A 26090-nucleotide genomic window follows, 5' to 3' on the forward strand; every position below is an offset into this window, starting at 1 on the left:
TTACAAATTACCAACGTTTTGCCGTTCTTTACTTATTGTAAGCCGTTCACCGTTTAATTTTTCCCGTTCGGCTTTCTTTTCCTTATCGAACTTTTCGTAAGCGTCCACGATACGTTCTACAAGCTTGTGTCGCACAATGTCTTTTTTATTCAGTTCGACAAAGCTGATTCCTTTCACTCCTTTTAGAATACGCAATGCCTGTACCAATCCCGATGTTTGTGAGGCCGGAAGATCGATCTGGGTCATGTCACCGGTAATGATCATCTTGGTATTCATTCCCATACGGGTGAGGAACATTTTAATTTGTTGGGTAGTGGTGTTTTGGGCTTCGTCCAGGATGACTACTGCGTCATTGAGTGTACGTCCGCGCATAAAAGCGAGCGGAGCGATCTGAATGATGTTCAGTTCCATATATTCCTTCAGCTTGGCTGCCGGAATCATGTCTTGTAAAGCATCATAGAGTGGTTGTAGATACGGATCGATTTTATCTTTCATATCTCCGGGAAGAAAGCCTAACTTTTCACCGGCTTCTACCGCGGGGCGACTGAGAATTATTTTCTTGATTTCTTTGTTCTTCAGTGCACGAACGGCCAGAGCGATCGCTGTATAAGTCTTGCCCGAACCGGCCGGTCCGATAGCAAATACCATGTCGTTTTTGGCAAACCCCTCCACTAATTTCAGTTGGTTTTCGCTACGTGGAATGATGGGTTTCCCTGTGACGCTGAATACAATAACATTTCCCGCTTTTTCAGCTTGTGGTGCATTACCTTTAATGATGTCGATAATGACTTCTTCTTTCAGCGAATTGTATTCGGCACAATATTTTTCAAGCTTGGTGATATTTTCCTCAAAAGCGCACATTTCTTCCTCATCGCCCAGCACTTTGATGACATTGCCTCGGGCAACAATGCGTAGCTTTGGATACAAAGCTTTTATTAATTGTATGTTGGCGTTGTTTACGCCGTAAAAGATGACCGGATCAATATCCTCAAGAACTATCAGTTTTTCTATCATTGAATCAATTTAAAGGTTCACGCATATGCTGTGAAATGGACTGCAAATTTAATGAATCGTTCTCATACTTTGCAGATTCTTGCCGAATTAATTTGCGATGCTCTTTCCTGAAAAAGACAATTCCAGTATATTTGCACTCTGGGAACTTATAAAAAAGACTAATTATGAATCAATCTAAGTGCAGGAGCCACTTTGTAATTTCTATCTTTTTATGCTTTATATTGCCTTGTCTGGCGGGTTGCAAAAAGAAAGACATGTCTCTTAAGCTTAACGAACCGCGCAATATTAAAGGAGTGGTGAGCTATAAACGTTCGTTTGGAGATCTGAATGATGTACAGTTAAAAGCAGCACATGCGTGGGGCATTGCACCATTGGCTTCGCGCGAAGAAGCGGAAGAGATGGATGGAAAGTTGGTTCATATTGTCGATAATGACTTTTATGTGGTAGATTCACTCACTCATTCTATTCCTTATTTAGTGCCGCGCGCCAGTGCGTTACTCGATACGATAGGGGCAAATTTCTTGGATTCATTGACTGCTAAGGGGCTCAATCCGAATAAAATTATTGTAACTTCCGTACTTCGGACGGAGAATGATGTAAAACGCTTGCGTCGTCGAAATGGGAATGCATCGAAGAATTCTTGCCATTTTTATGGAACTACATTCGATGTGAGTTGGAAACGGTTTAAGAAAGTGGAAGATGAGGAAGGACGTCCTCTTCAGGATGTGAGTGCTGATACTTTAAAGCTGGTATTGGCCGAAGTCTTGCGGGATGTTCGTAAGGCGGATAAATGTTATGTAAAGTACGAATTGAAACAGGGATGTTTTCACATAACAACACGCTAAGTGTGAGAAACGGTGAACGATGAACGAATCAACGATGAACGGGCTGCGCTCAGCCTATTCATCGTTTACTACTTATTTATGGTTCATTTTTTCTCTGTTTCTTCTTTCTTTTCTTCCGGATGAATCATATTTTTCACTGTTTCTCCGATAGGTAATTTGTCTAACACGCCCAAACTCGGCGCAACAGTTTTCACCAATGTGTTCAGGAAGTTGCTCGTGCCCCCATTTCCTCCGTCAAAGACGGTGATATTGCCTAAGTTTATATGTTCGAAGGCTTTTACCTGTTCGCCTGCTATTTCTTTCCACTGATCTACCATCTTGTATTGGATAGCAATCGCCGGATTCGATTCGGCTGCTTTAACCATGGCTTCAAAACCTTCTGCCTCGGCCAGCAATGAACGTTTCTTACCTTCAGCCTCCGCTTCAAGTTTTAATTGAATGGCTTTTGCTTCTGCTTCAGCTTGTGCCAGTGTCGCTTTGGCACGTGCTTCCGCTTCGCGAGTGATTTTCTCAGCTACGGCTTCTGCCTGTAAGATGGCCTCTTGGCGGGCAACCTCTGCCGGAACTATCTTTTCTGCTTTCAGAGATGATTCCACTTTACGTGCTTTCGCCTCTTCCACTTCTTTTTGTGCTATTTCCTTAGCGGTTTGCACGGCAGCTTCCGATTTAGCGGATGCCTCACCGGCTTGTTTATCGGCATTAGCTTGGGTTACAGCTAGTTCGGAGTTAGACAACGCAATCTCTTTTTGTGCTTCGTTTCGTCCGATGGCAGCTTTCTTTTGTGCTTCTGCCTGTTTGATTTCCATGTCGGAATTCAGTTCCGCAATGCGGCTTTCTTTTTCGGTATTGGCCTGTTCTATCCGGATGTTTTTTTCAGCTTCCGCTTTGGCTACCTGTGATTCCTTCTCCGCATTGGCAATAGCAACCTGAGAGATACGGTCTTTATCAGCGTTGGCTACAGAGATTTCTTGCAACTTCTTGGTTTCCGCAATGGCAATGTCTTGGTCTTTACGGGTTTCGGCCACTTTGGTTTCGCGTTCTTTTATCTGGTTGGCAATCTTGATAGCACCCAGTTTTTCCTGTTCTTCAATATTGGCCTGAGCTTCGTTCTGCGCTTTACTTTCGGCCTCTTTTCCTAAGTTGACAATATAGTTGGCAGCATCACGAATATCGCTGATGTTGATATTCATCAGGTATAAACCGAATTTGCGGAGTTCTGTATCAATGTTGTCTTTTACTTTGGAAAGAAATTTATCACGGTCGGAGTTCAACTCTTCAATTGTCATGTCGGCAATAACCAGACGCATCTGTCCGTAAACCACATCTGTAATCAGGTTTTGTTTATCGTCCATGGTCAATCCCAACATACGCTCAGCCGCATTTTGCATTACTTCGGGATCTGTGCTGATAGCTACTGTGATAGTAGTGGGTACATCTACACGGATGTTTTGAGCCGAAAGTGCTCCTGTCAGCTTGCAGTCTATCTGCATGGGTTTCATTGACAAGAATTCATATCCTTGTACAATAGGCCATACAAAGGCGGCACCACCATGATATAACTTTGCCGATTTCTTATCTCCACCTGTCTTACCATATACTACTAATACTTCGTCACTTTTACATTTGCGGTAGCGTGAAAGAATACCGATAAATGTAATTAAGATTACCGCCACAAGTATGGCAGCCATGATCATCATTTCCTGGGTCATAGTTCTCTTTTTTGAGTTTATTAATTATTGAATATATAAAGTTCCATCTTTATAAGCAGTAATTGTTGCTTTATCTCCCGTCTGGTATGATTTACCCGATTCCGTGACAACATCGATTTCTCTCATGGCTCCGTCACGACTGATCTGCACAGTGTACTTCTTTTCGTTCTGTTTGAAATAAATAGTGCATTCTCTTCCTACCAATTGTTCTGTTCTTTCCGAATGTGTGGTCTGCTGTAGTTGGTAAGCCTTTTTATATAAGAACCAAACGGCAAATACAAATATGAGTCCGATGGCGACACCCGTCAGGTAGGTCTGTATCTCGGTGTTATGCTGCAGATACATATACCAACCGAATCCTATCCCAAAGTGAGTTAATCCCTTAAAAGAAACCACACTGCTGATATCTGTGTCGATGTCAGCATCTGCATCGATATCACCAAAAAATATAGATAAGATAAATTGTACTGCGAAGATGCCTGTTGTGACAATAGCAATGGTGAGGAAAATATTACTACTCATGGCAATAGGTGTTTAATGATTTATTTTATAGATATAGTTCCCAAATATACACCTTTGATTTTTATATGCAAAGGTAAACTAATAAAAAAATGGAAGAATCGGAAAATGAATGTATATTTGTACCCTAAATTATTAAACAGAAATAGAAAAAACTATGAAGACAATCCTACTCTTTGCTCTGAGTCTGTTGCTCTCTTTATCCGTGTCGGATGTTTGTGCACAAGAGCGTGTTTATGACATTTCCCAGTTTGGCTTGAAAGCTAATAGTAAGAAAAATGCGTCTCCTGTGGTTCGTAAGGCCATAGCGAAGATTAAAGCTGAATGCCGTGATGGGGAAAAAGTGATACTTCGTTTTCCTGCCGGACGTTACAATTTTCATGAAGCGGGTTCTACCGTGCGTGAATATTATATTTCCAATCACGACCAGGACAATCCTAAAAAAGTGGGGATTGCCTTGGAGGATATGAAAAACCTGACTATTGACGGGCAGGGTTCCGAATTTGTGTTTTATGGAAGGATGATTCCGGTTTCTTTGCTTCGTTCGGAGAATTGTGTATTGAAAAGCTTTAGCATTGATTTTGAACAGCCCCATATTGCTCAAGTACAAGTGGTAGAGAATGATCCGGAAAAAGGAATCACGTTCGAACCTGCACCATGGGTCGATTACCGCATCAGTAAGGATTCGGTATTCGAAGGACTGGGTGAAGGCTGGGTGATGAGATATTCATGGGGCATTGCTTTCGATGGCAAAACGAAACATGTGGTATATAATACCAGTGATATCGGTTGTCCTACCAAGGGAGCTTTTGAAGTGGCTCCCCGCCGGATTTGCTCTCCAAAGTGGAAAGATGCACGTCTGGTGCCCGGCACAGTGGTGGCTATGCGTGGATGGGGACGTCCGACTCCGGGCATTTTCATGTCACATGATGTGAATACTTCCTTGCTTGATGTCAAAGTACATTATGCCGAAGGTATGGGATTGCTGGCACAGCTTTGCGAAGATATTACGCTTGATGGTTTTGGAGTCTGCCTGAAAGGCGATAATGATCCGCGCTATTTTACAACGCAGGCAGATGCTACGCACTTTTCCGGATGTAAGGGAAAGATTGTCTCAAAGAATGGTTTGTATGAAGGAATGATGGATGATGCCATTAATGTACATGGTACGTATTTGAAAGTCATCAAGCGTGTGGATGATCATACGCTGATAGGACGTTATATGCACGATCAATCCTGGGGCTTTGAATGGGGACGTCCGGGTGACGATGTTCAGTTTGTACGTTCGGAAACAATGGAGTTGATTGGCAAGCAGAATCAGATTACTGCCATTCGTCCGTATGATAAGGGTGAGATACAAGGTGCCCGTGAGTTCAGCATTACTTTTAAAGAGGCAATCGATCCTGCTATTAACGAAAAAAGTGGCTTTGGTATTGAAAACCTGACATGGACTCCTGAAGTGTTATTTGCCGGTAATACGATTCGTAATAACCGCGCTCGCGGTACACTATTCAGTACTCCTAAAAAGACGGTGGTGGAGGACAATTTGTTTGACCATACTTCCGGTACGGCTATATTGCTGTGTGGCGATTGCAATGGCTGGTTCGAGACAGGTGCTTGCCGTGATGTCACCATTCGTCGCAATCGTTTTATCAATGCGCTTACTAATATGTTCCAGTTTACCAATGCAGTAATCTCTATCTATCCGGAAATACCTAATCTGAAAGATCAGCAAAAGTACTTCCATGGTGGTAAAGATGGAGGTATCGTGATTGAGGATAATGAATTCGATACGTTTGATGCACCGATTCTTTATGCAAAATCTGTAGATGGGTTGATATTCCGTAACAATGTGATCAAAACTAATACAGAGTTTAAGCCCTTCCACTGGAATAAAGATCGATTCTTGTTGGAACGAGTGACAAACGTGAAGATTTCAGAGTGAAATCCGCCTCTGTAAAAACACTTATAAATGTATGAAAAGAATTTTATTGTTCCTTTTGGCCTGTTGTCCTATGCTTCTTTGTGCACAGGAAGATAACAGTAAATATCTGGCCGGTGCAGTACCCGTAGTCAACGGAAAAGTCATTTTTGCAGAAGTAATTCAAGCTTCCGATATGTCGAAACGGCAGATCTATGATGCTTTGTTAAAATGGGCAGAGAAGCGTTTTACACCTTCAAAAGGACAGAAGGGGAGAGTCGCCTATTTTGATGAGAAAAAAGGGCAGATTGCATGTTTGGGTGAAGAGTATTTGCAACTTTCGGCAACGAATAGCTTCTTCTTGGATCGTGCTACTATTAAATACCGGCTGGTGATTAACTGCCTGGACGGTTCCTGTAAGATGGAGATGTACAACATTTCTTATTTTCATGGTGATGATACAGAGATGGAGGCGGAAGATTGGATCACGGATGAGACCGGATTGAATAAAGCCAAAACGAAAGTGGTTGCCAAATATGGAAAACTCCGTATCAAAACAATCGATCTGTTTGATGACTTGACGGAGCAGGTTACGAAAACGCTGGGAGGAGCAAAATCAGAGGTTCCTCTATTGGCAAAAGAACCTAAAGTTACTCCGGAAGTGTTCGATCGGGAACTTCCAAAGGCTGTGGAGCAGGGAGCTATGGCAGGGTATAAACATATTTCTGCTGATAAGATTCCGGGTAATATCATTAAAATGCTCTCTGAAGATTGGATGTTGATTACAGCCGGTACGGAAGATAAATACAACATGATGACAGCCAGCTGGGGCGGACTGGGGTATCTCTATAATAAGCCGGTTTCATTCTGTTTTATTTATCCTACACGCTATACTTATCAATTGATGGAAAAGAATGATACATATACTATCAGCTTTTATACAGAGACTTATCGGGATGCTTTGAAATATTGCGGTAGTCATAGTGGCGGAGATGTTGATAAAGTGAAAGGCGCCGGATTGACTCCTCTTACTACTCCTTCGGGCAGTAAAGCTTTCTCTGAAGCATGGATGATCATAGAATGTAAGAAGATGTTATCCCAGCCGATCACTCCCGGAGCCTTTGATACTCCGGAGTTGAAAGAAGCATGGAAGGATAAATCTTTGCATACGATGTATATCGGTGAGATAATGAATGTGTGGGTCAAATAAAGCAATTAATTATTGATAAGTATCCATTCTGAATTATCAATTAAAGCAGTATCTTTGCACGCAAAAACCAAGTGAACGGAATGAGCGTGCAAAGATATTTTATTTATTTAGCCTATGATGGCACCCATTATCATGGATGGCAGATTCAGCCTAACGGAATCAGTATACAAGAATGTCTGATGAAGGCACTTGCCACCTTCCTGAGGAAAGATACGGAAGTGATTGGGGCGGGACGGACCGATGCCGGGGTACATGCGTCTCTGATGGTTGCCCACTTCGACTACGAAGGTGAACCTTTGGATGTGGATAAAGTAGCTGAGAAGCTGAATCGTCTTTTGCCGCAGGATATTTCGGTCTATAAGGTCTGTCGGGTAAAGCCGGATGCTCATGCAAGGTTCGATGCAACAGCACGTACTTACAAGTATTACATCACTACTGTAAAATTCCCGTTCAATCGTCAATATCGTTATCGGATACATAATCCGCTCGACTTTCAAAAGATGAATGAGGCAGCCCTGACATTATTTCATTATTCGGACTTTACGAGTTTTAGTAAGTTGCATACAGATGTAAAAACCAATATTTGTAAGATTATGCATGCCGAATGGACTCAGGAGGATGAATATACCTGGGTGTTTACCATCCAGGCGGACCGCTTTTTGCGTAATATGGTACGTGCCATTGTCGGTACGCTTCTGGAAGTGGGGCGTGGCAAACTGTCAGTCGTTGACTTCCGTAAAATAATAGAGCAGCAGAATCGCTGTAAAGCCGGTACTTCAGCTCCCGGAAATGCCCTCTTCCTGGTTAATGTAGAATATCCTCAGGAGATATTCGAATAAGCCTATAGCTTCTAATTTAAAGAATTCTATTATGTGGTTACTTCTTGCTTTTCTCTCAGCGACATTGCTGGGCTTTTATGACGTGTTTAAAAAGAAAGCGTTGAAAGACAATGCGGTTTTACCGGTGTTGTTCTTCAATACACTTTTTTCCAGTCTTATATTTCTTCCTTTTATTTTGTTGTCGGCATTTGCGCCCGGAGTGCTGGAGGGCACTATGCTCGATGTACCGGTGGTGGGATGGGAAGTACATAAATTTATTATTATTAAATCATTTATTGTTCTTTCCTCGTGGATACTCGGATATTTCGGGATGAAACATCTGCCTATTACTATTGTAGGACCGATTAATGCCACCCGTCCCGTAATGGTGCTTGTGGGAGCCATGCTGGTATTTGGCGAGCGCTTGAATCTCTATCAGTGGATCGGTGTGATGTTGGCCATTATTTCTTTTTTTATGCTGAGTCGTTCGGGGAAGAAGGAGGGTATTGACTTTAAACATAACAAGTGGATACTTTTCATTATTCTGGCAGCCGTAGCGGGTGCGGTAAGTGGCTTGTATGATAAATACCTGATGAAGCAGCTGCCTCCCATGGTCGTACAGTCGTGGTATAATGTGTACCAAATGTTTATTATGTGTCCCATTCTTGCGCTTCTTTGGTGGCCGAAACGTAAGTCATCTACTCCGTTCCGTTGGGATTGGGCTATCATTTTTATTTCCATCTTTCTCTGTGCTGCCGATTTTGTTTACTTCTATGCATTGAGCTATGAAGATTCCATGATTTCGATTGTCTCGATGGTTAGACGGGGAAGTGTGATTGTATCTTTCCTTTTCGGTGCTATGGTGTTCCGTGAAAAGAATTTAAAAAGCAAAGCGATTGACCTTATTCTGGTGTTAATAGGAATGATATTCCTATATTTGGGAACTAAATAAGAACGTAAAGAAACAAGATTATCAGATATGAAAAAGTCTACTCTTACCCTCCTGTTATTTATTCTGGGTATTTCTTCTTCCTTTTCTGTCGGAGCACAGGAAGCTAAAACGGTGTTTGTGAATATACCTGACTCGCTTTGTCCGTTGCTGTCATCAGTGAACCGAGCAGATTGTATTGATTTTATCGAAAGTAAAATGAAAGCCCAGGTGACCAACCGTTTCGGGGGCAAGTCGGAGATGACGGAGTTAAGTCCCGATTATGTGTCTCTGCAAATGTCTGACGCAAGCAATTGGCAGATGAAGTTATTGCCGTTGAATGACACAACGAAAGTGGTTTGCGCCGTTTCTACAGTTTGCGCTCCGGCATGTGACAGTCATATCCGGTTCTATACCACGGACTGGAAAGAGCTTCCCGCCACCGACTTTTTGCCGTCGGTTCCTCAGATGAATGATTTCTTCACCTCTTCCGATTCTACCGACTATGACTTTATCGATGCCCGCCTGCAAGCGGATATGACTTTGATGCAAGCAGAACTGTCCAAAGAGAATGGGACATTGACTTTTACTTTGACAACTCCGGAATATATGGAAAAAGAAACGGCGGAAAAACTGAAACCGTTTCTCCGCCGTTCAATAGTTTACACCTGGAAGGATGGGAAGTTTATCCCAGACACTCTTTGATGTATGCCTCCATTTCGGGGGTATGTTCTTCTACGCTTTGCAATAGTTTGAACTGTGCTTTGGTACGTACCAGGTTGTGTTCGGGATACTTGATCTTATAGTAAGTATCGCCGTTGATATAGTCTGCCAGGAAGCGTACACATTGCATGTAAGGGAAGAGAGCGGCTGCATAAGGCAGGTTCTCTATTTCGATCGGAGTAAGGAATGAACCGGCTCCTTCCAGATATCCCTTAGTAAATGCTTTGAATATCTCCATATTGAAATTGACATTGTCCAGATTCTTATCGTCTTCATCTCCGGTATTGGCTCCTGTGCGCAGGAAGTCTCCATAGTCGGAGAAGATAAAGCTTGGCATTACTGTATCGAGATCGATTACGCAGAGCACTTTACCATCTTCGTCGAACATCATGTTGTTCACTTTCGTATCACAGTGGCATACGCGTTTAGGCAGTTTGCCTTCGCGATACAGACGTTCGGCCTTACACATTTCATCTGCACGTTTTTCTATTTCATCCAGATAATACTGTACTTCGGCTACTCGTCCGGCTGCATTGGCAGCTACGGCCTCACGAAGTTGTTTCAGGCGGAACTCCATATTGTGGAAGTCAGGAATAGTTTCGCCCAATGTTGCCGGAATGTCAGCCAACATTGCCTGGAAGTTACCGAAAGCTGCTCCGGCATAATATGAATACTCGGGATTCACAGTCTCATAAGTTTTGGCACGTGGGATGAATACCATTACACGCCAATAGCTGTCACCGTCAAACCAATATGTTTTGCCTTCTTCCGTCGGGAGGAAAGTCAAGACTTTGCGATCAACGTCTGTCTCTCCGGCTTCCGTCAGTTTCTTGCGGATGTGTCCCGTCACGGCAGCAATGTTATCCTGAAGCATTTCCACATTCTGGAAAATTGCATGGTTGATGCGTTGCAACACATAATCGGGAGCGTCTGCTTCGGTAGTGTTAACTTTGTAAGTGTCGTTAATCAGGCCGGCGCCAAGTGGTTTGATTTCGCCTACTGTGCCTTGTACTTTGAATTTAGATACGATACTAAGTAAATCTTTCATGGTTTTTATTTTTAAGTTAGTTTATCTTGGTACGATTGTGAATCCCCATTTGTATTCCTGGTTTGCCGGAATATTGTAACCCGGTTCCGGACGTGCACCCCAACTGTTGTAACCGGCTACGCCCTGTTGCTTCATGTCCACACATACTTCTACGAAGTTCCTTGGTGTGATATCATTGATATGTGTCTTTCTCGGCAGTTGATCTTTGGCTTTGCTTTCGTCGTGAACCAATTCGCCGGCATCACGGTTCAGCCATTGATAGGGGCGGGATACGGTTTCTTCTCCGTCAAAGTCCTCTACCGAATTGCGCAGTGCATTGAAACCGATAGTCTTGTCTGCATAAATAGTCAGTCCTTTACCGCCTTTTTTGTTCAGGGTCAACCAACGGGTATCGGTATGGTGTCCGTTTTCCTGCGGGCGTACGTATGGGAAGTACATTTGGTCGGCAGTCGTTTTATACAGGTCGATCAATGTACCCGCATTGCGGTCTATATAATTCTCTTCCGGTCCGCGTCCGAAATATTCCACTTGGTTCATTTCTGCAGGCAGACGGAAGCGTACACCGATACGGGGTACTTCCAGTTTGGAGGCAGCCTTGCGCGCTGCATCGCTGCCGGGAGTGAAAGTAGCCATCAGGGTTGCTTCCGAGGCTTCGGTTTTGGCAGCTTCCATATCGGTAGAAGTGAAAGTGAAATCGGCTTTTACTACGCCCGAAGGAGAGATGCGGTATGTAACAATGTAAAGGTTGCCGGCAGCCAGCAGATAGTTAGCTGTCAATACGGCATCTTTGCCGTCCATAACGATGTTGGCGTCCACTACATTGAAGTTTTTGCTCGACTGTTTCCATACTTGCAGGCGTTTGGGGTTACCATTGCCATAGTCGTTGTCGTTCGGTGCACGCCAGAAGTTCGGCTGAAGTCCGAAGCCATCTTTAAAGTATTCGGTTCCACCTACCTTATAGGAAGAAACCAGACCGGTCTTCTTATCGAATACGAAGTTTACTTTTGAAGAAGACGCTGTCAGTTCATTGCCTTCTGCCGATACTTTCAGAGCCGGACCACCGGTAGCGAAAGTACGTTCGCCCGGTTCGATAGGCAGACGGAACTGTTCGTATGCTATTTCATGTCCAACGGGGATTAACGGTTCCGGTTCGGTAGTCGTTACGTTGAAGTATATAAAATACTCAGTTCCGGGTTTTGATTTCAGTCCGCTTGTCGCGATCGTGATTTCTTTGCTTCCCTGCGGTTCCACATTGACAGACATTTTGCCGCCTTTCACTGTTTTGCCATTGGCCTTAATGGTATATGAGATCATATACTTCTGCAGGTTCGTGAAGTAGAAACGATTCTTGACCAGGAATTTTCCATTAGCCGGATCCACAGCTTCGAAAGCCACGTTCTGGTGAACATACTTCACTTCGGCCATAGCCGGATGCGGAGTACGGTCCGGACTTACAATACCGTTACAGTTAAAGTTACCGTCGTTCGGAGTGTTTACCCCATAGTCACCACCGTATGTCCAGAAGTGGCGTCCGTTTTCGTCTACTGCGTCAATGCCCTGGTCTACCCAATCCCAAATGTATCCACCCTGCAGGTTCGGATATTTATAGATTGCTTTCCATTGATCCCAAAGGTTACCGTTTGAGTTACCCATGGCATGTGAATATTCAGAAGGAACAATCGGGCGGTCACTGCCGCGTTTGCCCATTGCCTCCAGCCAGTCGGCACCCGGATATTGCGGAACATACATATCGGAGTTCCATTCCCATTGGGCACGTTCGTAGTTGACCGGACGGTTCATGATGTCTTTATCGGCATTCTTGACCCAAAGGTAAGTCTGGTAGAAGTTATAACCGTTGCCGGCTTCGTTACCCAGCGACCAGAAAGTCAGACTCGGATAGTTCTTATTACGTTCGAACATGTTGATTGTGCGATCCATGTGCGCTTTCAACCATTCCGGATTGTTTCCCAGCGTACCGCCTTTAGCAAGATCATAGTACATGCCATGGCTCTCGATGTTTGCTTCATCGTATACATAAAGTCCGTATTCGTCGCACAATTCGTAGAAACGGCGATCTTGCGGATAATGGCACAGGCGAACCGTATTCAGGTTGTGTTGTTTCATCAATTCGAAATCTTTGCGCATCAACTCTTCAGTCATATAGTGACCGGTAGCAGGGTTATGTTCGTGAATGTTCACTCCCTTCAACTTCAGCGGCTGTCCGTTGATGAAGAGGCATACATAGGGCTTTCCGTTGCGTGCCAGTTGCTCGGTCGGTTTAATTTCGATGCGGCGGAAACCTACGTTGAACGGAATGATTTCGTTCACTTTACCGTTTTCTTTTACTGTCATCACCAACTTGTAGAGGTTGGGGGCTTCCGAAGTCCAGGTCTTTACATCCGGAAGTGTCTGGTCGAAAGACACCGTACGGGTCTCTCCGGCCGCTACATTAGTTGCTTTCTCTCCGGTTGCCACTACTTTGCCATTGGCATCGAGCAGTTCGTATACCAACGTCATATTGCCGGCTGTCGAACCGTTGTTTCTCAGGTCTACGCCCAGTTTGAAGATACCGTCTTTGTATGTATCGTCCAGAGTCGATGTTACACGGAAATCTTTGAGCGCGGCTTTGGGTTGTGAGTAAAGGAATACATCGCGTTCGATACCGCTGATACGCCAGAAGTCCTGGCATTCCAGATAGGATCCGGTACTCCAGCGGTAAATCTTTAAAGTAAGGACATTTTTGCCGGGCTTCACGAATTTATTGATCAGGAACTCCGCACTGTTTTTAGAGTCCTCGCTGTAACCTACTTCCTGTCCGTTGATATATACGTATACACCCGATTTGGCACCGGCCAGGTGGAGGTAAATATCGCGTCCGTCCCAGTCGGCGGGAATATCGATGTCCCTGCGGTAAACACCTACCGGATTGGCTTCCGGCAAAGTAGGAGGTTGAGGGTTACGGGGCTGGAATTCATATCCGTGGTTGGTATAAATAGCTACTCCGTGGCCTTGTACTTCCCAGTTGCCCGGTACTTTGATGTCTGCCCAATCGGCCGTACTGATTGCAGGGTCGGTGATGTTGGCCGGCAGGTTCTTGTATGAATCTACAAAATAGAACTTCCAGGTGCCGTTCAGGAGTTGGTAGTACTTGCTTTTTTCAAACTTTCCGGTCAGGGCGTTTGCGCGGTTTTCGTAGGTCATAAATGAAGAACGGGGGTATTCTTTATTTACGGCTACCACCTGTACGTCCTGCCAGTAAGGTTTCGTCGGTTTGTTGCCGGCCGAAGCAAAGGTGGATGCCATCAGGAGGCCACCCAACATAAGGCTATTTAAGGTGTCAGATAGTCTTAACTTCATGTTTTGAGGGTATTAGAATGATAATTTATTTAACTTTTATATGATCAAAGCCTTCTCCGTATACGCCGATTACTGCGCTTTGCGAGACAAAAGCAGTCGGGTCACAGTCTTTTATCAACCGGAAGATAATGGTTGACTCCCGTTTTTTTGCCAGGACGAACATCATCTTCTGCTCTTTGCCGGTATAGAATCCGGTTGCATTGATAATGGTTACTCCCCGGTGCGGATATTCGTTGATGCGTTTGCCTATTTCTTCATACTTGTTGGAGATGATAAAGAATTGTACCGATTGGCGCGCACTGTTCACTACCTGGTCCAGTACGAAGCTGCAAACATAAAGGGTCACATATCCATATACTACCTTTTCCCAGTCTTTCAGTACGAAATAGCTGGAAGAGATAATGATCAGGTCACATATCAGCATGACTCTTCCCAAAGTGATGTCGCGGTATTTGTTGATGACAGCCGCGATAATATCGGTTCCTCCCGTACTTCCGTTGGCTGAGAAAGCAATACCGATGCCGCTGCCACAGAAAGAAGCACCCAACACGCAAGCCATGAACGGCTGATCGTGTAGCAAGGTTACGTTCGCGGTTAATTTTTGGATAACGGACAGGAAGAAGGTTAAAGTGAATACACCGAATATGGTTTTAAGACTGAATCGAAATCCCAGCACTTTGAGGGATACCATCAGCAAGACAGCATTGATGGCAAAGTAAGTGTATTGAACCGGGAATCCGGTAGCGAAATAAACAATAGAGGCAATGCCCGGTACTCCACCGGTGGTGATGTCGTTAGGAAGCAGGAAGAGAGTCCATCCGATGCCGTAAAGGATCATTCCCAAGGCAATCATTAAGTAGTCTTTCGTTTCTCTGATTACTCCCTGTTTAGAGGGCTTTGATATTTTCATCTTCATGGATGGGTTGTGTAGTCTTATAATCGGACACGGATTTCACGAACCGGCCGGCTTTGTGTAGCGAACTAACTGCCGGATGACTCGTGAAACCCGTGTCAAAAAGAAGTTTTATTATTTTGCGAAAGCGTGTCTGTAACCTTTCACCTTGTTCCATGCTCCACGAGTAAAGTCGGGGATAGCTACCGGGGCAGAGCTGTTTTCGATAGAAAGCTTGGTCAGGTCGGCCATACAGCACCATTCTGCAAGGTCATAAACGTCCATATCCAAAGGAAGACCGTTGCGCAGACAGTAAACCAGACGATAGTCCATGATGTAGTCCATACCGCCGTGTCCGCCTACTTTCTTGGCAGTTTCTTCCAGTTCTTTGTGGATCGGATGTTTGTATTTGTCCATCAACGCTTTTTTAACGTCAGCCGGTACAGAACCGTGTGCATTTAGCTTTTCGTGGTTAGGTACATCGTTTGAAGCGATCTGAGTCGGACGCATGCAATATTCTTCGATAGGATATTTGCTTGCATAGCCGTCAGCACCTACTACCTGATACATACGGCTGTAAGGACGCGGAGTCATCACGTTGTGCTGAATCAGGATAGTCTTACCTTTTTCTGTACGGATCAATGTAGAAGTCTGGTCACCGTTCTGGAAGTCTTTCACTTCTTTGCCGGTTGTCTTTTTGATGTATGCCGGACCGTTTACAGCTTTGGTATCCATAGATACGAGGTAGTTCATTTTGTCACCACGGTGAATGTCGAGCAGCTGGCAAGCCGGGCCCATGCCGTGAGTAGCGTATACATCGCCACGGTGGTTCTGGTTGTAATCCATACGCCAGTTGTTCCAGTAGTACGGCCAGAAGTCTTCAAGGTTGTGGATGTAAGCACCTTCTGTGTGCAGCACTTCACCGAATACACCCTGTTGAGCCATGTTCAGGGTAGTCAGTTCAAAGAAGTCGTATACACAGTTTTCAAGCTGCATACAGTGTTTGCGAGTTTTCTCTGAAGTGTTGATCAAAGCCCAGATTTCATCCAGCGTCATTGCCGAAGGAACTTCAATGGCAACGTGTTTGCCATGTTCCATAGCGTAGATAGCCATCTGTGCGTGATGTTTCCAGTCTGTTGCGATATAAACGAGGTCGATATCTTTACGTTCGCAAAGTTTTTTCCAGGCGTCTTCACTTCCGGAGTAAGAAGCTGCTTCCGGTAAGTTTGCTTTTGTCAGGATTTTCTGTGCGCCGGCTACGCGTTCAGGGATAAGGTCACAAAGGGCTACGATCTGTGTTCCGGGGATGTGAGTGAAGCGTTCTACTGCACCCGGACCACGCATACCCAAACCAATGAATCCGACACGTACCACGTCGAGTTTAGGAGTAGTCAGTCCGACTACATCTTTTTGTCCGGCGGGACGTACAGGCACTGAAGTCTCGATAGGCTTGATGGTTTGTGCTACGGCACCAGAGGTGCATGCAAACAGAGCAAGTCCGATAAACAGGGCATTTAGATGTTTAAACATGTTTGAATAAGATTTGATTAGTTAATAAAATTGTTGTTAATAATAGTGTTTCATTTCTATCGTGCAAAGATAAGAATACTTTTCACAACTCTTATCTTTTATGCGATTAAAACGTTCTCTGTTACATCTTTAATTCATAGATATTCCGGTTATTATTATAACAGGACAATTCCTGTCGGTCTACAGAGATGGCTGCTTCTGTTCTTTAACGGAAGTTGCCATCTCTGCAGCAGGCTGGCTTTTCTTTCTGCAAAAGCCTGATAATGTCATCTTTTACAAGTTGTTTGAACCCGGTAGTGCAATGTTTGTCCGGGGTATATAATGCTGCGTGTAGTGTGTTGTGGGTTGCAACTCTGTCTTTCATTCTTCTGTTCCTTTTATGAGATTCTTTTCCTTTGTTAGGTTGCTCGAGCTTATTATTTACTTTTTGATATACGTTATAAATACACACCATTGGGGGGCTACCCTCGGTATAATAGTTTTAATTTATATTATTTTAATAAATGACCGGCTTTAAAACTACTTTTGATTTCTGAAAGAAGAATGACTCAATCGGTGTGATTCTGATAGTATATCCTGTTTTTTGCTGACTCGCAATTGGGGTAAAATAGCTCTGGCAGAGAAGAGGACTGCATAAAAAACGGATGTAAACTGCAAAAAAATACGTAAAAGGTGAAATTTTTCCAATATCTATGCATGAAATCTATTAAACGAAAGCTTTCTTTCTTTAAAAGGGAGGCGGCATTCGTTTAGAACCAACGCTCTATTTCATTAGAACTAAAGTTACATTAGGTCGGAAGATAAAATTCATTGCTCTTATTCCGCCTCTTTTTCACTTTTTAGCCGTGTGTCGGTTAATGTCGGAAAAGTGTCAGAATGTAGCCGTTTACACCTTTTGATGAAGATGAATGTGGTGCTTTTGCCGGAAAGGGTAGGGATGTGTATCTGAACAGACGGGAAAGGTGATATTCTGCAAAAGCCTGATTGCCGGAAAAGGCGTTTTTGATCACCGCAAAGAAAACTACCCGGATATAGCAGAAGCTATACCGGGTAGAAAATACAAAATGACACTATATATACACTATTGACTTTTTGTCGGAGTGCATTAAGGGTTCAACTCGATCCATTCACCGGCTTGAGTATCTATGTTCAAGATATCCGTGCCGGATAAAGTATAGTTCTTATTCGGCTTCAGTGTACCGGGACGGGCTATTTTCAACATGCCGCCTTTCTCCGAATAGATGCGTACCCGATTGATTTCTCCACCTTCCATCCGGGCCGATACCAGGAATGCACCCATGGCGCGTAAGCTTTCGAAGGATACATCTTTCCATTCTTTCGGTATTGCCGGGAAGATGCGTATTACGCCTGTGTGACTTTGCAGCAACATTTCTTGTATGCCTGCTGCAAAAGCGAAGTTACCTTCGAGCGTGAAGGGGCGGTAAGTGAAGCGGGATTTGCCGCTTTGGGTCTGGTCACCGTTGGCATGGAAGGTGTTCTTCAGGCAGAAGCATTCCGCAAAGGTTTTCAGGGCTTGTGCGGCACCTTCACCATCGAATGCACGGGCTTTCATATTGGCGAGCCAACTGTATGAATATCCTGTCCAGTAGTCCGGCCCTACTTCATCGAGTCTCTTCAAGGTGGCGCGGATGATGTGTTGTGACTTTTCTCCGTCGCTCCAGTCTATCAGTCCCAGCGGATGGATAGCCATGGCATGTGAAAAATGACGGTGTGATTCTTTGTAGGGATATCCTTTGGCGAAAGTGAGGCAACCTTCTTCGTCTACGTCGTAATCTGGTAGTTGGGCTTCCAGGGATGCCCAGTGTCCGGCTTCGTCGGCCAGGTTCAGTTCGTGTGCCAGTTCGGAAGCAGCCTTAAAGAGGAAGTGCATCATTGCCAGGTCATAATTGGTCATGTCGCTGAACCACGCTTGCAGGGAGTTGTCGAATATTTCGGGACTTGAACTGAATTCCAGTTTACGTACTCCTTCGGGGGTAACTTCTGAAATTTGCTCCAGATAGATTGCCACATCCTTGATGAATGGATAAGCACGCTCTTTGAGGAAAGTGCGGTCTGCCGAATATTTCCATTGCAGATAGAAGTGTTGTGCCAGCCATGCAGCTACGGTTTGCGACATGGAGTATTGTATCCATCCTCCCATGGGTTCTCCTGTCAGGGTGCAAACCCCCGGTATATTCATCCCTTCGGTACCGAAATAGCGGCGGGTGTAGCGTTTGTATGCATCCCGTTGGTTCCACAACGTGTTCAGATAGCCCATTCCTTCGGTCAGGTGATTGCCTGTATAGGTCGGCCAGTAACTTAGCTGGGTATTTAAATCGTGATGATAGTCTCCCTTCCAGGGCGGAAGTTTGCCGTTATCGGCTGTCCATACGGCCTGCAGGGAGATGGGGTATGAGTGTTCGCGGGTAGTGGAACCGAATTTATACATTTCGTTCTGATACTGTTTTTGCAGTACAGAATCGGGTAGAGTGATCGATGATTGTGCCCAGTACTTGTCCCAATATTCCAGGTGTGCCTGATAATCATGCTTTAGACCGCGTTGCAGGGCGGCTTCTGCCTTTTCGGAAGCTTGCTCGCCGGATAAGGAAGAGGTGACGCTCCAGGTACCGTACAAGGTTTCGCCTTCTTGCTTCCAACAGACTGTTACGTCATACGAAAAGTCTCCGTATCCCTTTTGATGGTAGGTTATTTGGTTTCCTTCACGAACCACTTTTCCTTGTTGATAGCCCAATCGGTGCAGATCTTGTCCCGAAACCGGATCGAGGCTGCCATCCGGCTTCGTTTTATTGTATACAGGAGTGATGATGGAGGGTTCTATCGGGGTTTTCAGGTTACGGAATACAAACCATCCGATCGGTTCGGTAGCATGAACGAAAGTCTGCATTTGTGTACCGTCTGCCCAGTCTGCTTCACATAAGGCATTGTTCAGGTAAAGTCTTACCTGAGTCGGAGTGCCGATCTGCTCTAATGGAAATTCGATGGCAGCTCCGGGAATCTTGGATGGCGCGGGATTCATGTCATAAGGCCAGTCCAGCTTTTTCTGTACGGGCAGATAGTTCTTTTGGCGAATATGTTCTTTTACCCAGGAGAAGCGGAAGTTATCTCCCGACAGACTGTCTACCGGACGTAAATCCCATAAATCGGTTCTGTCCAGTGACAGGCGTAGGGTGGAGTCACGTTGCCATACCAAGGCACCGACGGTAGCATTTCCCAAGGGCATTGCTTCGTCCCACGACCGGGCAAGTCCGGTGAATACAAGATCACTCTCTGAAGGAGTGACCGGACAATAGTCATACGAGTTGCAACTGCTCCACAGACCACAACAGAGTAGTAATAGTAGTTTGATTTTCATAATATTAAAAAAGATCAGTTTATAATGTTCTACTTTCAGACTTGTGCTATTATAAATACAATGAGAATAGCAGTCACCATAGAGCGGCTGCTATTCTTTTAATGTATTTTAAGATTCGTCTGACTATTTATTCAATAGCAATTCGATCGCCTTGCTACCCTTGTCTCCGGATTTCTCTTCGGATGCCGGGGCGAAAAGTGCATCCAATAGGTAGACGGGTAAACTCTTTGTCGGGTTGAAATACCCGGATGACACATAATTACGGACAGACGTTAGTAACTGCTGCATCGCAGGTCTTTCATCGATTTTCTTTTCCGGATCGGCACAGAGCACGAATAGTTTTCCTTTTCCTACCTTAGCTTCGAACGAGATACCCAGTTTTTGGTTGGTCTCGTATGAGTCAATGCTCTGTATCAATGGGGTGATTTCTTTCAGTTCGTCGAGTTCCAGGGCTGTCGAATAGTTCAGGATGTCCCACCATTGCCAGTCGGCATAGTTCCGGGTGGGGAAGTCGCGAAAGGCGGGATGCTCGTTATCGATCAGTGTACCTACGATCATTGGATTCCAGTTGAACATAATCGGGTTCCAGAAATGGCTGGCGAAGTGCGCTTTGCGTCCTTTACACTTTTCTGGAATTAACAGTACATTCTTGCCTTCGTTGAGCCACTGTTTGGTTTCGTCATTCCAGGTACGGGTGTAGACGAAGTTGTGCTGTTCCGTTTTCGGTTGTTCCGGATATACCCACACATCCCATTCATTGTGTATACCGCCCAGCTCAGCCTTCAAGGTCAGTTTGCGGGCACTGTCCATCCCGTTCAAGGGGAGTTCGATGATTCCGAGTGAATCTACCGTAGCAGGTTGTATGCTTTTTGTCTTCAGGCTTCCTTTGTGGTATACGGTTCCGTCTTCACCGGTCAGTGTCCAGTTCAGTTTCCGGCTGTTCAGGGCATCTTTACCGAAATGGTAAATTTCCATTTTTGCCTTTAGTTTTTCCCCGTTTCTGAAAGTGCGTTTGGGTAAACGTGCCAGGAGTACGGTCGGAGCACACGATTCTCTGAACTTTTCGGGTGTTACCAGTCCTTTGCTTTCCCAGAAAGCGTCGAGGATGCCTACAAAGGCACTGCCCTGTCCGGGGAAATCGGCCAGTCCCAACAACTGAAAACCACCGGAGTTGCGAGTACGGAGCAGCGATTCGTTTACCTCTTTATATTGCAGCACCGTATGTGCTCCGGTTGCCCGGAAGAAATCGTTGGCTTGGTGCAACATGCCGTTTTTGGCAAGCCGTTCGCGGAATACCTCGAAATTGCGTGCTTCTACAACGCCGGTATATTTCTTGATTTCCTCAAAGTTGGGATACATACAGCGTTGTCCGGTTTCGTGAGCAATCACCGGTACATCGATATCCGATTCTTTGCAACGGTCCCAGTCAGTCGATGGCTTTCCTTCGTATACGGTAATCCATCCTTTCGAGGTGACATGCGACACATAGTACTGATCCGAAGGAGTATGAGTACGTGCGGTCGAGGCGCTATAGAGCCGTCGGTTATCATACTTCTGTGCCTTTTTTACCAGATCTTCCAATACGGCGAAGTCACCTTCGTTTTCGTTGCCGTTACACATCAGGATGAAAGAGGGGTGATTGCCATAGGCATCGAGAATGGCATACATCTCTTTTTCAAAGAAATCACGCCGGTCAGGATATTTACCCACATCTTTGATCCACATGGGAAGTTCGGCCTGGAGGTACATACCTACTTCGTCACCGGCTTCGAAAGCGGCTTCTGGCGGACACCAGGAGTGAAAGCGTACGTGATTCATTCCATATTCTTTAATGGTGGTGAAGATGCGTTTCCAGTCATCCACATTTGTCGACGGATAACCAGTCAGGGGAAAGACTGCACAATCCAGTACTCCACGTAAGTGAATGTCTCTTCCGTTCAGGCGGATATGATGTTTACCCTGCTCTACGTTCCGCATGCCGAAAGTTCGGGTTTGAGTATCTGTCTTTCCGTCTACGTTCCAACTGGCTTCTATCTCGTATAAATAAGGTGTGAATTCATCCCAGAGTTTCACCCTATTTCCCATCGGGAGCGTTTGGCGTATGCCTGCATGTACCTGAAGACTGTCTGCATTTAGTGTTTGGCGGACTATTATTTTACCTCCTTGCTCGCGGATGCATAGCTCCAGTTTTCCTGTCTGTCCGGTCTTTAGGGGAGCGGGTTGTACAGATACTTCCACAGCTTTCGAGCTGACATCGGGGTATACATTGATCTGGCGGATATGCGCTTTCTCCTTGGCATATAGTGAGATGTCTCCGGCTATTCCGTTCCAGTTAGTCTGCGTATATTCGGTTGTTCCATGGTTCCATTGATCCATCGGATATTTAAGTGTATTGTTTACGCAAATGGTCAGTGTGTGGATTCCCGGAGTAAGTAGCGGAGTCAATACGAACGTGTTCGGTGTGCTCAGGTGCTCTTTCATTCCTGCCTCTTTGTCATCCACGTAGACGGTGGTTTCCCAATGGCAACGTTCCAGTTTCAGGTAAATCTCCCGATCTGCCCAGTCTTCCGGAATCACTACTTCACGTTGGTACCAGGCGGCTCCCTGATATTCGAATTTACGGCTTAAACGGTCTACGTAGCGTGCCGTATTTTTAATTCCTTTACCTCCCTGGTCTGTCGATCCGGGGAGCATAATGGTTTCAGAGAGCTTGTCCAGATAGAATTCCGAACCGGGAGTTTTACCGAATCCCATCGGATCCAGTTGGAAACGCCACATGCCCGACAAGTCAAGAGCATCATTCGTTAGGGTTTGCGCCATAGCGGTCATGGCAAGCATCAATCCGGTCAGGAGCAGAATCGCCCGGTACCGGGTGTTTTGAAAAGATTGTTTCATGATAGAATGGTATTCATTAATTTCCGGTGAATTTGTACTCCTTGATGATTGTTATCCATTGAGGCGGCTATATCAAAGAACTGTTCGGCTTTTGTTCTATTTCCCAGTCCCAGATGTCCCAGTGCCATCAGGTAGTTGCAGTGAATGCGGTTCTTTTTATCCATATCGTCTTCCCAAATCAAAAGATCGGGTAAAGATACGGCAAAATAATCCATCTTGAATCGGTCGAAGAGGTGTTCTTCTCCATAAGTAATTAATTGGTTGAACCGGCTGCGTGCCTTTTCTTCCTCTCCTAATTTCCGGTATGCCAGTCCTTGGTAGAATATTTTATCCGGTTTCTGGTCGTTGTAATACATGGCAGCGGCTGGCTGGCTGTTTCCCGAACAGGCTTTGACGAACAGGCTGTGAGCCTCTTCCGGTCTCCCTTGTTGTTGCAGGATATATGCTTTGTAATAATTGAAGTCGTTTTCCTGTGCCCCCGGTAGTTTCCCTTCACCCAGATGGGTAGGGTATATGTAGCATTCATCTATTAAGGCGAGTGCGTCATCATATTTTTTCCGGTTTATCAACTCCTTTGCCAGTTCCAGGCGTGCCAGCTGATATTGTGCGGGTACTTTACCTTCTCCTCCTTCCCACGGATGGAATTTTCTTTGGTCTATCCGTCGGATTGCTTCCCGATATTGCCCGGTTTGGTTCAGTAAAGTGACGTATTCCAGATACAGGTCGTCACGGGTCATTACGATATCTATGTGCTGTTCCAGAAAGCACAGTCTTTCTATGTGCGGACGGTTCAGCCGTTTGTACAATTGATCCAGTTCCATCAGTACACGGGCATCCGTGTGATCCAGGCGGAATGCTTTTTCCAGTAAGGCGACAGCTTCGTCCGGACGGTTCATTTTGTTGAAGTAAGCCAGTGACAGATTACGCCATACGGTGGGGAATGTCTCGTCTTCGCGCGAAGAGCGCTCCCAGGCTGCGATGGCAGTGGGATACCGGCGTTTATCATACCATAGATTTCCCAGGTAATAAAGTGCTTTGGGGGCTTTTCCTGCAAAGTCGACTACACACTGAAGGGCTTCTATCGCTTCCAAGGCATTGGGGAAACAATAATCGGCCGGTTCTTTTTCGGCAGTGGCAATGGCTATTTGTGCTTCGGCTGTTTTTCCTAGACGGATCAGGCACCAACTCTTGTAATAATGTAAGAGTGTCTGTTCACCGACAGGTTGGGCAATGGCAAGTTCGGCTACAGCCAGTGCTTCTTCAAATCGTCCGGCAGAAGTATAGTCGAGTACCAGTGCTTCGTAATCGGGTGCTCCACGTTTCATTAGGTTCCGAAGTTGGATCAATACTGTTTCATCCCGGGTGATCAGGTATTTTTCGAACAGGCAACCGAAGTTGAATGCATCCGTCTTCAAGGAGTCTTCTATCCAGGCAAGAGCCTCCTCTTTTTGTTCGAGATGGCGGAGTATGATTGCTTTCAGATGGCGTCCGCGCAGATTGTGCCAGTTGTGGAGAAGGGATTTTTCAATCTCTTCGAGAGCTTCTTCCCAATTGCTGCGGGACACGGAGATCTGGGCCAGCGAATAGTAGCCTGCGTCTTGCCATGCCGCGTTCCAACACGATTTATAGAACGAATCGTAGGCCTCATCATCTTTTCCCTGAAATTTTAGAGCAAGTCCGAGGTTATAGAAAGCTTCTCCATCATAGGGGTTAGGATTCTTTTCGGTGAGTCGGGCAATGGCATTCCGAAGATATGGTTCAGCCTGCGCAAACTCTCCTTTGCGTATCAGCCATAGTCCCATGGCGTTGTTGCAACGTGCATCTCCATTGTCTCGGCGGAGTGCTTCCCGATAATAGTCGGTCGGGCAATAAGTGGCATGACGATATTGTTCCAGATGCAGTCCGGTCAGATAGAGTTCTTCGTTGGTTTTGATCTCTTCCGGTGCAAGGGCGGGTTTGGCTGCTTCCGGAACTGCTTTGATTATTTCCGGTTCGGCCTTCCAACTTAGCTTTTTTCGTCCGTTGGTATCGTAGATAATGACTTCCGCTTCGTGAAGATCATTTATGGGGATCAACCGGTCGAATACTTGTTCAGGTGAGAGGCTACCGATTTCCTCAAAGCGTATAACACCCGCTTGACGGACTACGATGCGTAATCCTTGCTGAGCCGAGGTGGCAAACAACTTCAAACGACATTCTTCTCCTTCGGTTTCCAGATTCATTAAGAGTTCGGAGGAGGCGTTTTTCACAACTCCCAATTCCCGATAGGGCATGAAGTATTGGGTAAAAGTCTTCTCTTCATAAGGTTGCAACCAACTGAAGTCCGGTTGATTGTCCGTATAGACTCCGGTCATCAGTTCTATGTACGGACCGTCAGCATCAGTCAGGTTGCGGTCCCATGCCTGTCCGAAATCCCCGTTTCCCCAGGTCCATTGTTTTTTTCCGGGAGATATGTGATGATTGGCCACATGTAGGACACCTGCCTGTGTATCATTTTCGTACCCGCCTACAAAATTATAGTTAGACCGGATTGCCATGTAGGAGGTCGGTACGGGAATATTTTTATATCTGGAAATATCCACGCCGGCAGAATAATCCATTTTATAGTAGGTTCCGGTAGCAATAGGATAACGAGACACGTCCCGTTTTCCATGATCGAATACAGCGTTGACATCCGACGGGAATACTGACTGATAGCAGTCATTGACCGCTACGGCCGGATTGGCCCACCAAAGGAAAGTTTGTGGAAGCGGAGTCGGGTTGGAAACTTTTCCTTGTATCTCGAGTACGGCACGTCCCGGGCGGAGTGTAAATCCGGCTGTTCCTTTTTGACCGAACATCCGTTCCCGTTCGCTTACCCATACAACGACACTTCCGTCTTTACATCGTTCGATGCTGTAGTCCACCGGCAAGAAGGTGCTGGGACGGTGATGTTGAGGCCAGTTGAACTCAATGCCTCCGGAGATCCAGGGACCGGTGAGTCCTACCAGTGCCGGCTTTATTACGTGATTGTAGTAGATAAAATGCCGTTGCTTTACCTTGTCGAATGCCATTTGAATACGTCCTCCCAGTTCGGGCAGGATCATGACTTTGATGTATTCGTTCTCCAGCCATACGGCATGATAACTTTTCTCTTCGCAGGTATCTTCAATTTTCTCGATGACCGGATACGGATATACGACTCCGCTGCTTCCCTGGTAGACACGTTTCTCCAGGAACATCGGGTTTTTCTCAGGGCGTCCGATGCCATAGGTAGGGAGCAGGATGTCTTCCTCCCATACATTAACACTTTCTTTCATCTTGTTCTA

At 45.4% G+C, this 26090-nt stretch carries 17 protein-coding genes; 6 read left to right on the forward strand and 11 right to left on the reverse strand.

Annotated elements, in window-relative coordinates; genetic code table 11:
* The gene (locus BSHG_RS13320; RefSeq protein ID WP_005785156.1) at positions 1-1014 is read right to left on the reverse strand and encodes a PhoH family protein; all 1014 of its coding nucleotides are present in this window, start codon (positions 1012-1014) and stop codon (positions 1-3) included.
* Between the two features lie 164 nt (positions 1015-1178).
* On the opposite strand from BSHG_RS13320, the gene BSHG_RS13315 reads away from it, so the two are divergent.
* Positions 1179-1859: a DUF5715 family protein gene (locus BSHG_RS13315; RefSeq protein WP_008658728.1), complete on the forward strand. Its 681-nt coding sequence runs from the start codon at positions 1179-1181 to the stop codon at positions 1857-1859.
* 83 nt (positions 1860-1942) lie between these two features.
* Here BSHG_RS13315 and BSHG_RS13310 read toward each other — a convergent pair whose 3' ends face one another.
* Together BSHG_RS13310 and BSHG_RS13305 are read right to left on the reverse strand one after the other, a co-directional pair.
* Entirely contained in the window at positions 1943-3568 is a 1626-nt protein-coding gene (locus tag BSHG_RS13310; RefSeq protein WP_005785160.1) for a flotillin family protein, read from the reverse strand.
* A gap of 24 nt (positions 3569-3592) precedes the next feature.
* The gene (locus tag BSHG_RS13305) at positions 3593-4090 is read right to left on the reverse strand and encodes a hypothetical protein (protein ID WP_005785162.1); all 498 of its coding nucleotides are present in this window, start codon (positions 4088-4090) and stop codon (positions 3593-3595) included.
* A gap of 154 nt (positions 4091-4244) precedes the next feature.
* Between BSHG_RS13305 and glaB the strand changes: the two genes are divergently transcribed.
* The 5 genes from glaB (at position 4245) to BSHG_RS13280 (ending at position 9669) form a co-directional block, all read left to right on the forward strand.
* Complete coding sequence (gene glaB / locus BSHG_RS13300; protein ID WP_008658731.1) at positions 4245-6032, forward strand: alpha-1,3-galactosidase; 1788 nt, start codon at positions 4245-4247, stop codon at positions 6030-6032.
* Between the two features lie 31 nt (positions 6033-6063).
* Complete coding sequence (locus tag BSHG_RS13295; protein WP_008658733.1) at positions 6064-7218, forward strand: DUF4468 domain-containing protein; 1155 nt, start codon at positions 6064-6066, stop codon at positions 7216-7218.
* A gap of 80 nt (positions 7219-7298) precedes the next feature.
* The gene (gene truA, locus BSHG_RS13290; RefSeq protein WP_005785168.1) at positions 7299-8057 is read left to right on the forward strand and encodes a tRNA pseudouridine(38-40) synthase TruA; all 759 of its coding nucleotides are present in this window, start codon (positions 7299-7301) and stop codon (positions 8055-8057) included.
* Positions 8058-8088: 31 nt separating this feature from the next.
* On the forward strand, positions 8089-8988 hold the full coding sequence (locus BSHG_RS13285; RefSeq protein WP_008658736.1) for a DMT family transporter: 900 nt from the start codon (positions 8089-8091) through the stop codon (positions 8986-8988).
* Positions 8989-9015: 27 nt separating this feature from the next.
* The gene (locus BSHG_RS13280; protein WP_005796026.1) at positions 9016-9669 is read left to right on the forward strand and encodes a DUF3256 family protein; all 654 of its coding nucleotides are present in this window, start codon (positions 9016-9018) and stop codon (positions 9667-9669) included.
* Here the strand turns inward: BSHG_RS13280 and BSHG_RS13275 are convergent.
* The 8 genes from BSHG_RS13275 to BSHG_RS13245 form a co-directional block, all read right to left on the reverse strand.
* A complete protein-coding gene (locus BSHG_RS13275) occupies positions 9650-10735 on the reverse strand; it encodes a phosphotransferase enzyme family protein (protein WP_005785173.1) in 1086 nt (361 codons plus the stop codon). The genes BSHG_RS13280 and BSHG_RS13275 overlap by 20 nt on opposite strands.
* Positions 10736-10756: 21 nt before the next feature.
* Positions 10757-14092, reverse strand: a complete 3336-nt coding sequence (locus BSHG_RS13270) for a glycoside hydrolase family 2 TIM barrel-domain containing protein (RefSeq protein ID WP_005785175.1) — start codon at positions 14090-14092, stop codon at positions 10757-10759.
* A gap of 25 nt (positions 14093-14117) precedes the next feature.
* Entirely contained in the window at positions 14118-15008 is an 891-nt protein-coding gene (locus tag BSHG_RS13265; RefSeq protein WP_008769516.1) for a YitT family protein, read from the reverse strand.
* Between the two features lie 111 nt (positions 15009-15119).
* Entirely contained in the window at positions 15120-16514 is a 1395-nt protein-coding gene (locus BSHG_RS13260) for a Gfo/Idh/MocA family protein (RefSeq protein ID WP_008658742.1), read from the reverse strand.
* A gap of 205 nt (positions 16515-16719) precedes the next feature.
* Entirely contained in the window at positions 16720-16878 is a 159-nt protein-coding gene (locus tag BSHG_RS23435; protein WP_005801281.1) for a hypothetical protein, read from the reverse strand.
* A 741-nt stretch (positions 16879-17619) separates the two neighbouring features.
* On the reverse strand, positions 17620-19887 hold the full coding sequence (locus BSHG_RS13255) for a glycosyl hydrolase family 95 catalytic domain-containing protein (protein ID WP_008658745.1): 2268 nt from the start codon (positions 19885-19887) through the stop codon (positions 17620-17622).
* A 123-nt stretch (positions 19888-20010) separates the two neighbouring features.
* Positions 20011-22782 (reverse strand): glycoside hydrolase family 2 protein, encoded by a 2772-nt coding sequence (locus BSHG_RS13250; protein ID WP_008658746.1) that lies wholly within the window; start codon positions 22780-22782, stop codon positions 20011-20013.
* Positions 22779-26081: a DUF5107 domain-containing protein gene (locus tag BSHG_RS13245; RefSeq protein WP_008658747.1), complete on the reverse strand. Its 3303-nt coding sequence runs from the start codon at positions 26079-26081 to the stop codon at positions 22779-22781. The genes BSHG_RS13250 and BSHG_RS13245 overlap by 4 nt, the downstream gene beginning before the upstream one ends.
* Positions 26082-26090 lie beyond the last annotated feature (9 nt).

This window comes from Bacteroides sp. 3_2_5, from assembly GCF_000159855.2.
Classification (GTDB): domain Bacteria; phylum Bacteroidota; class Bacteroidia; order Bacteroidales; family Bacteroidaceae; genus Bacteroides; species Bacteroides fragilis.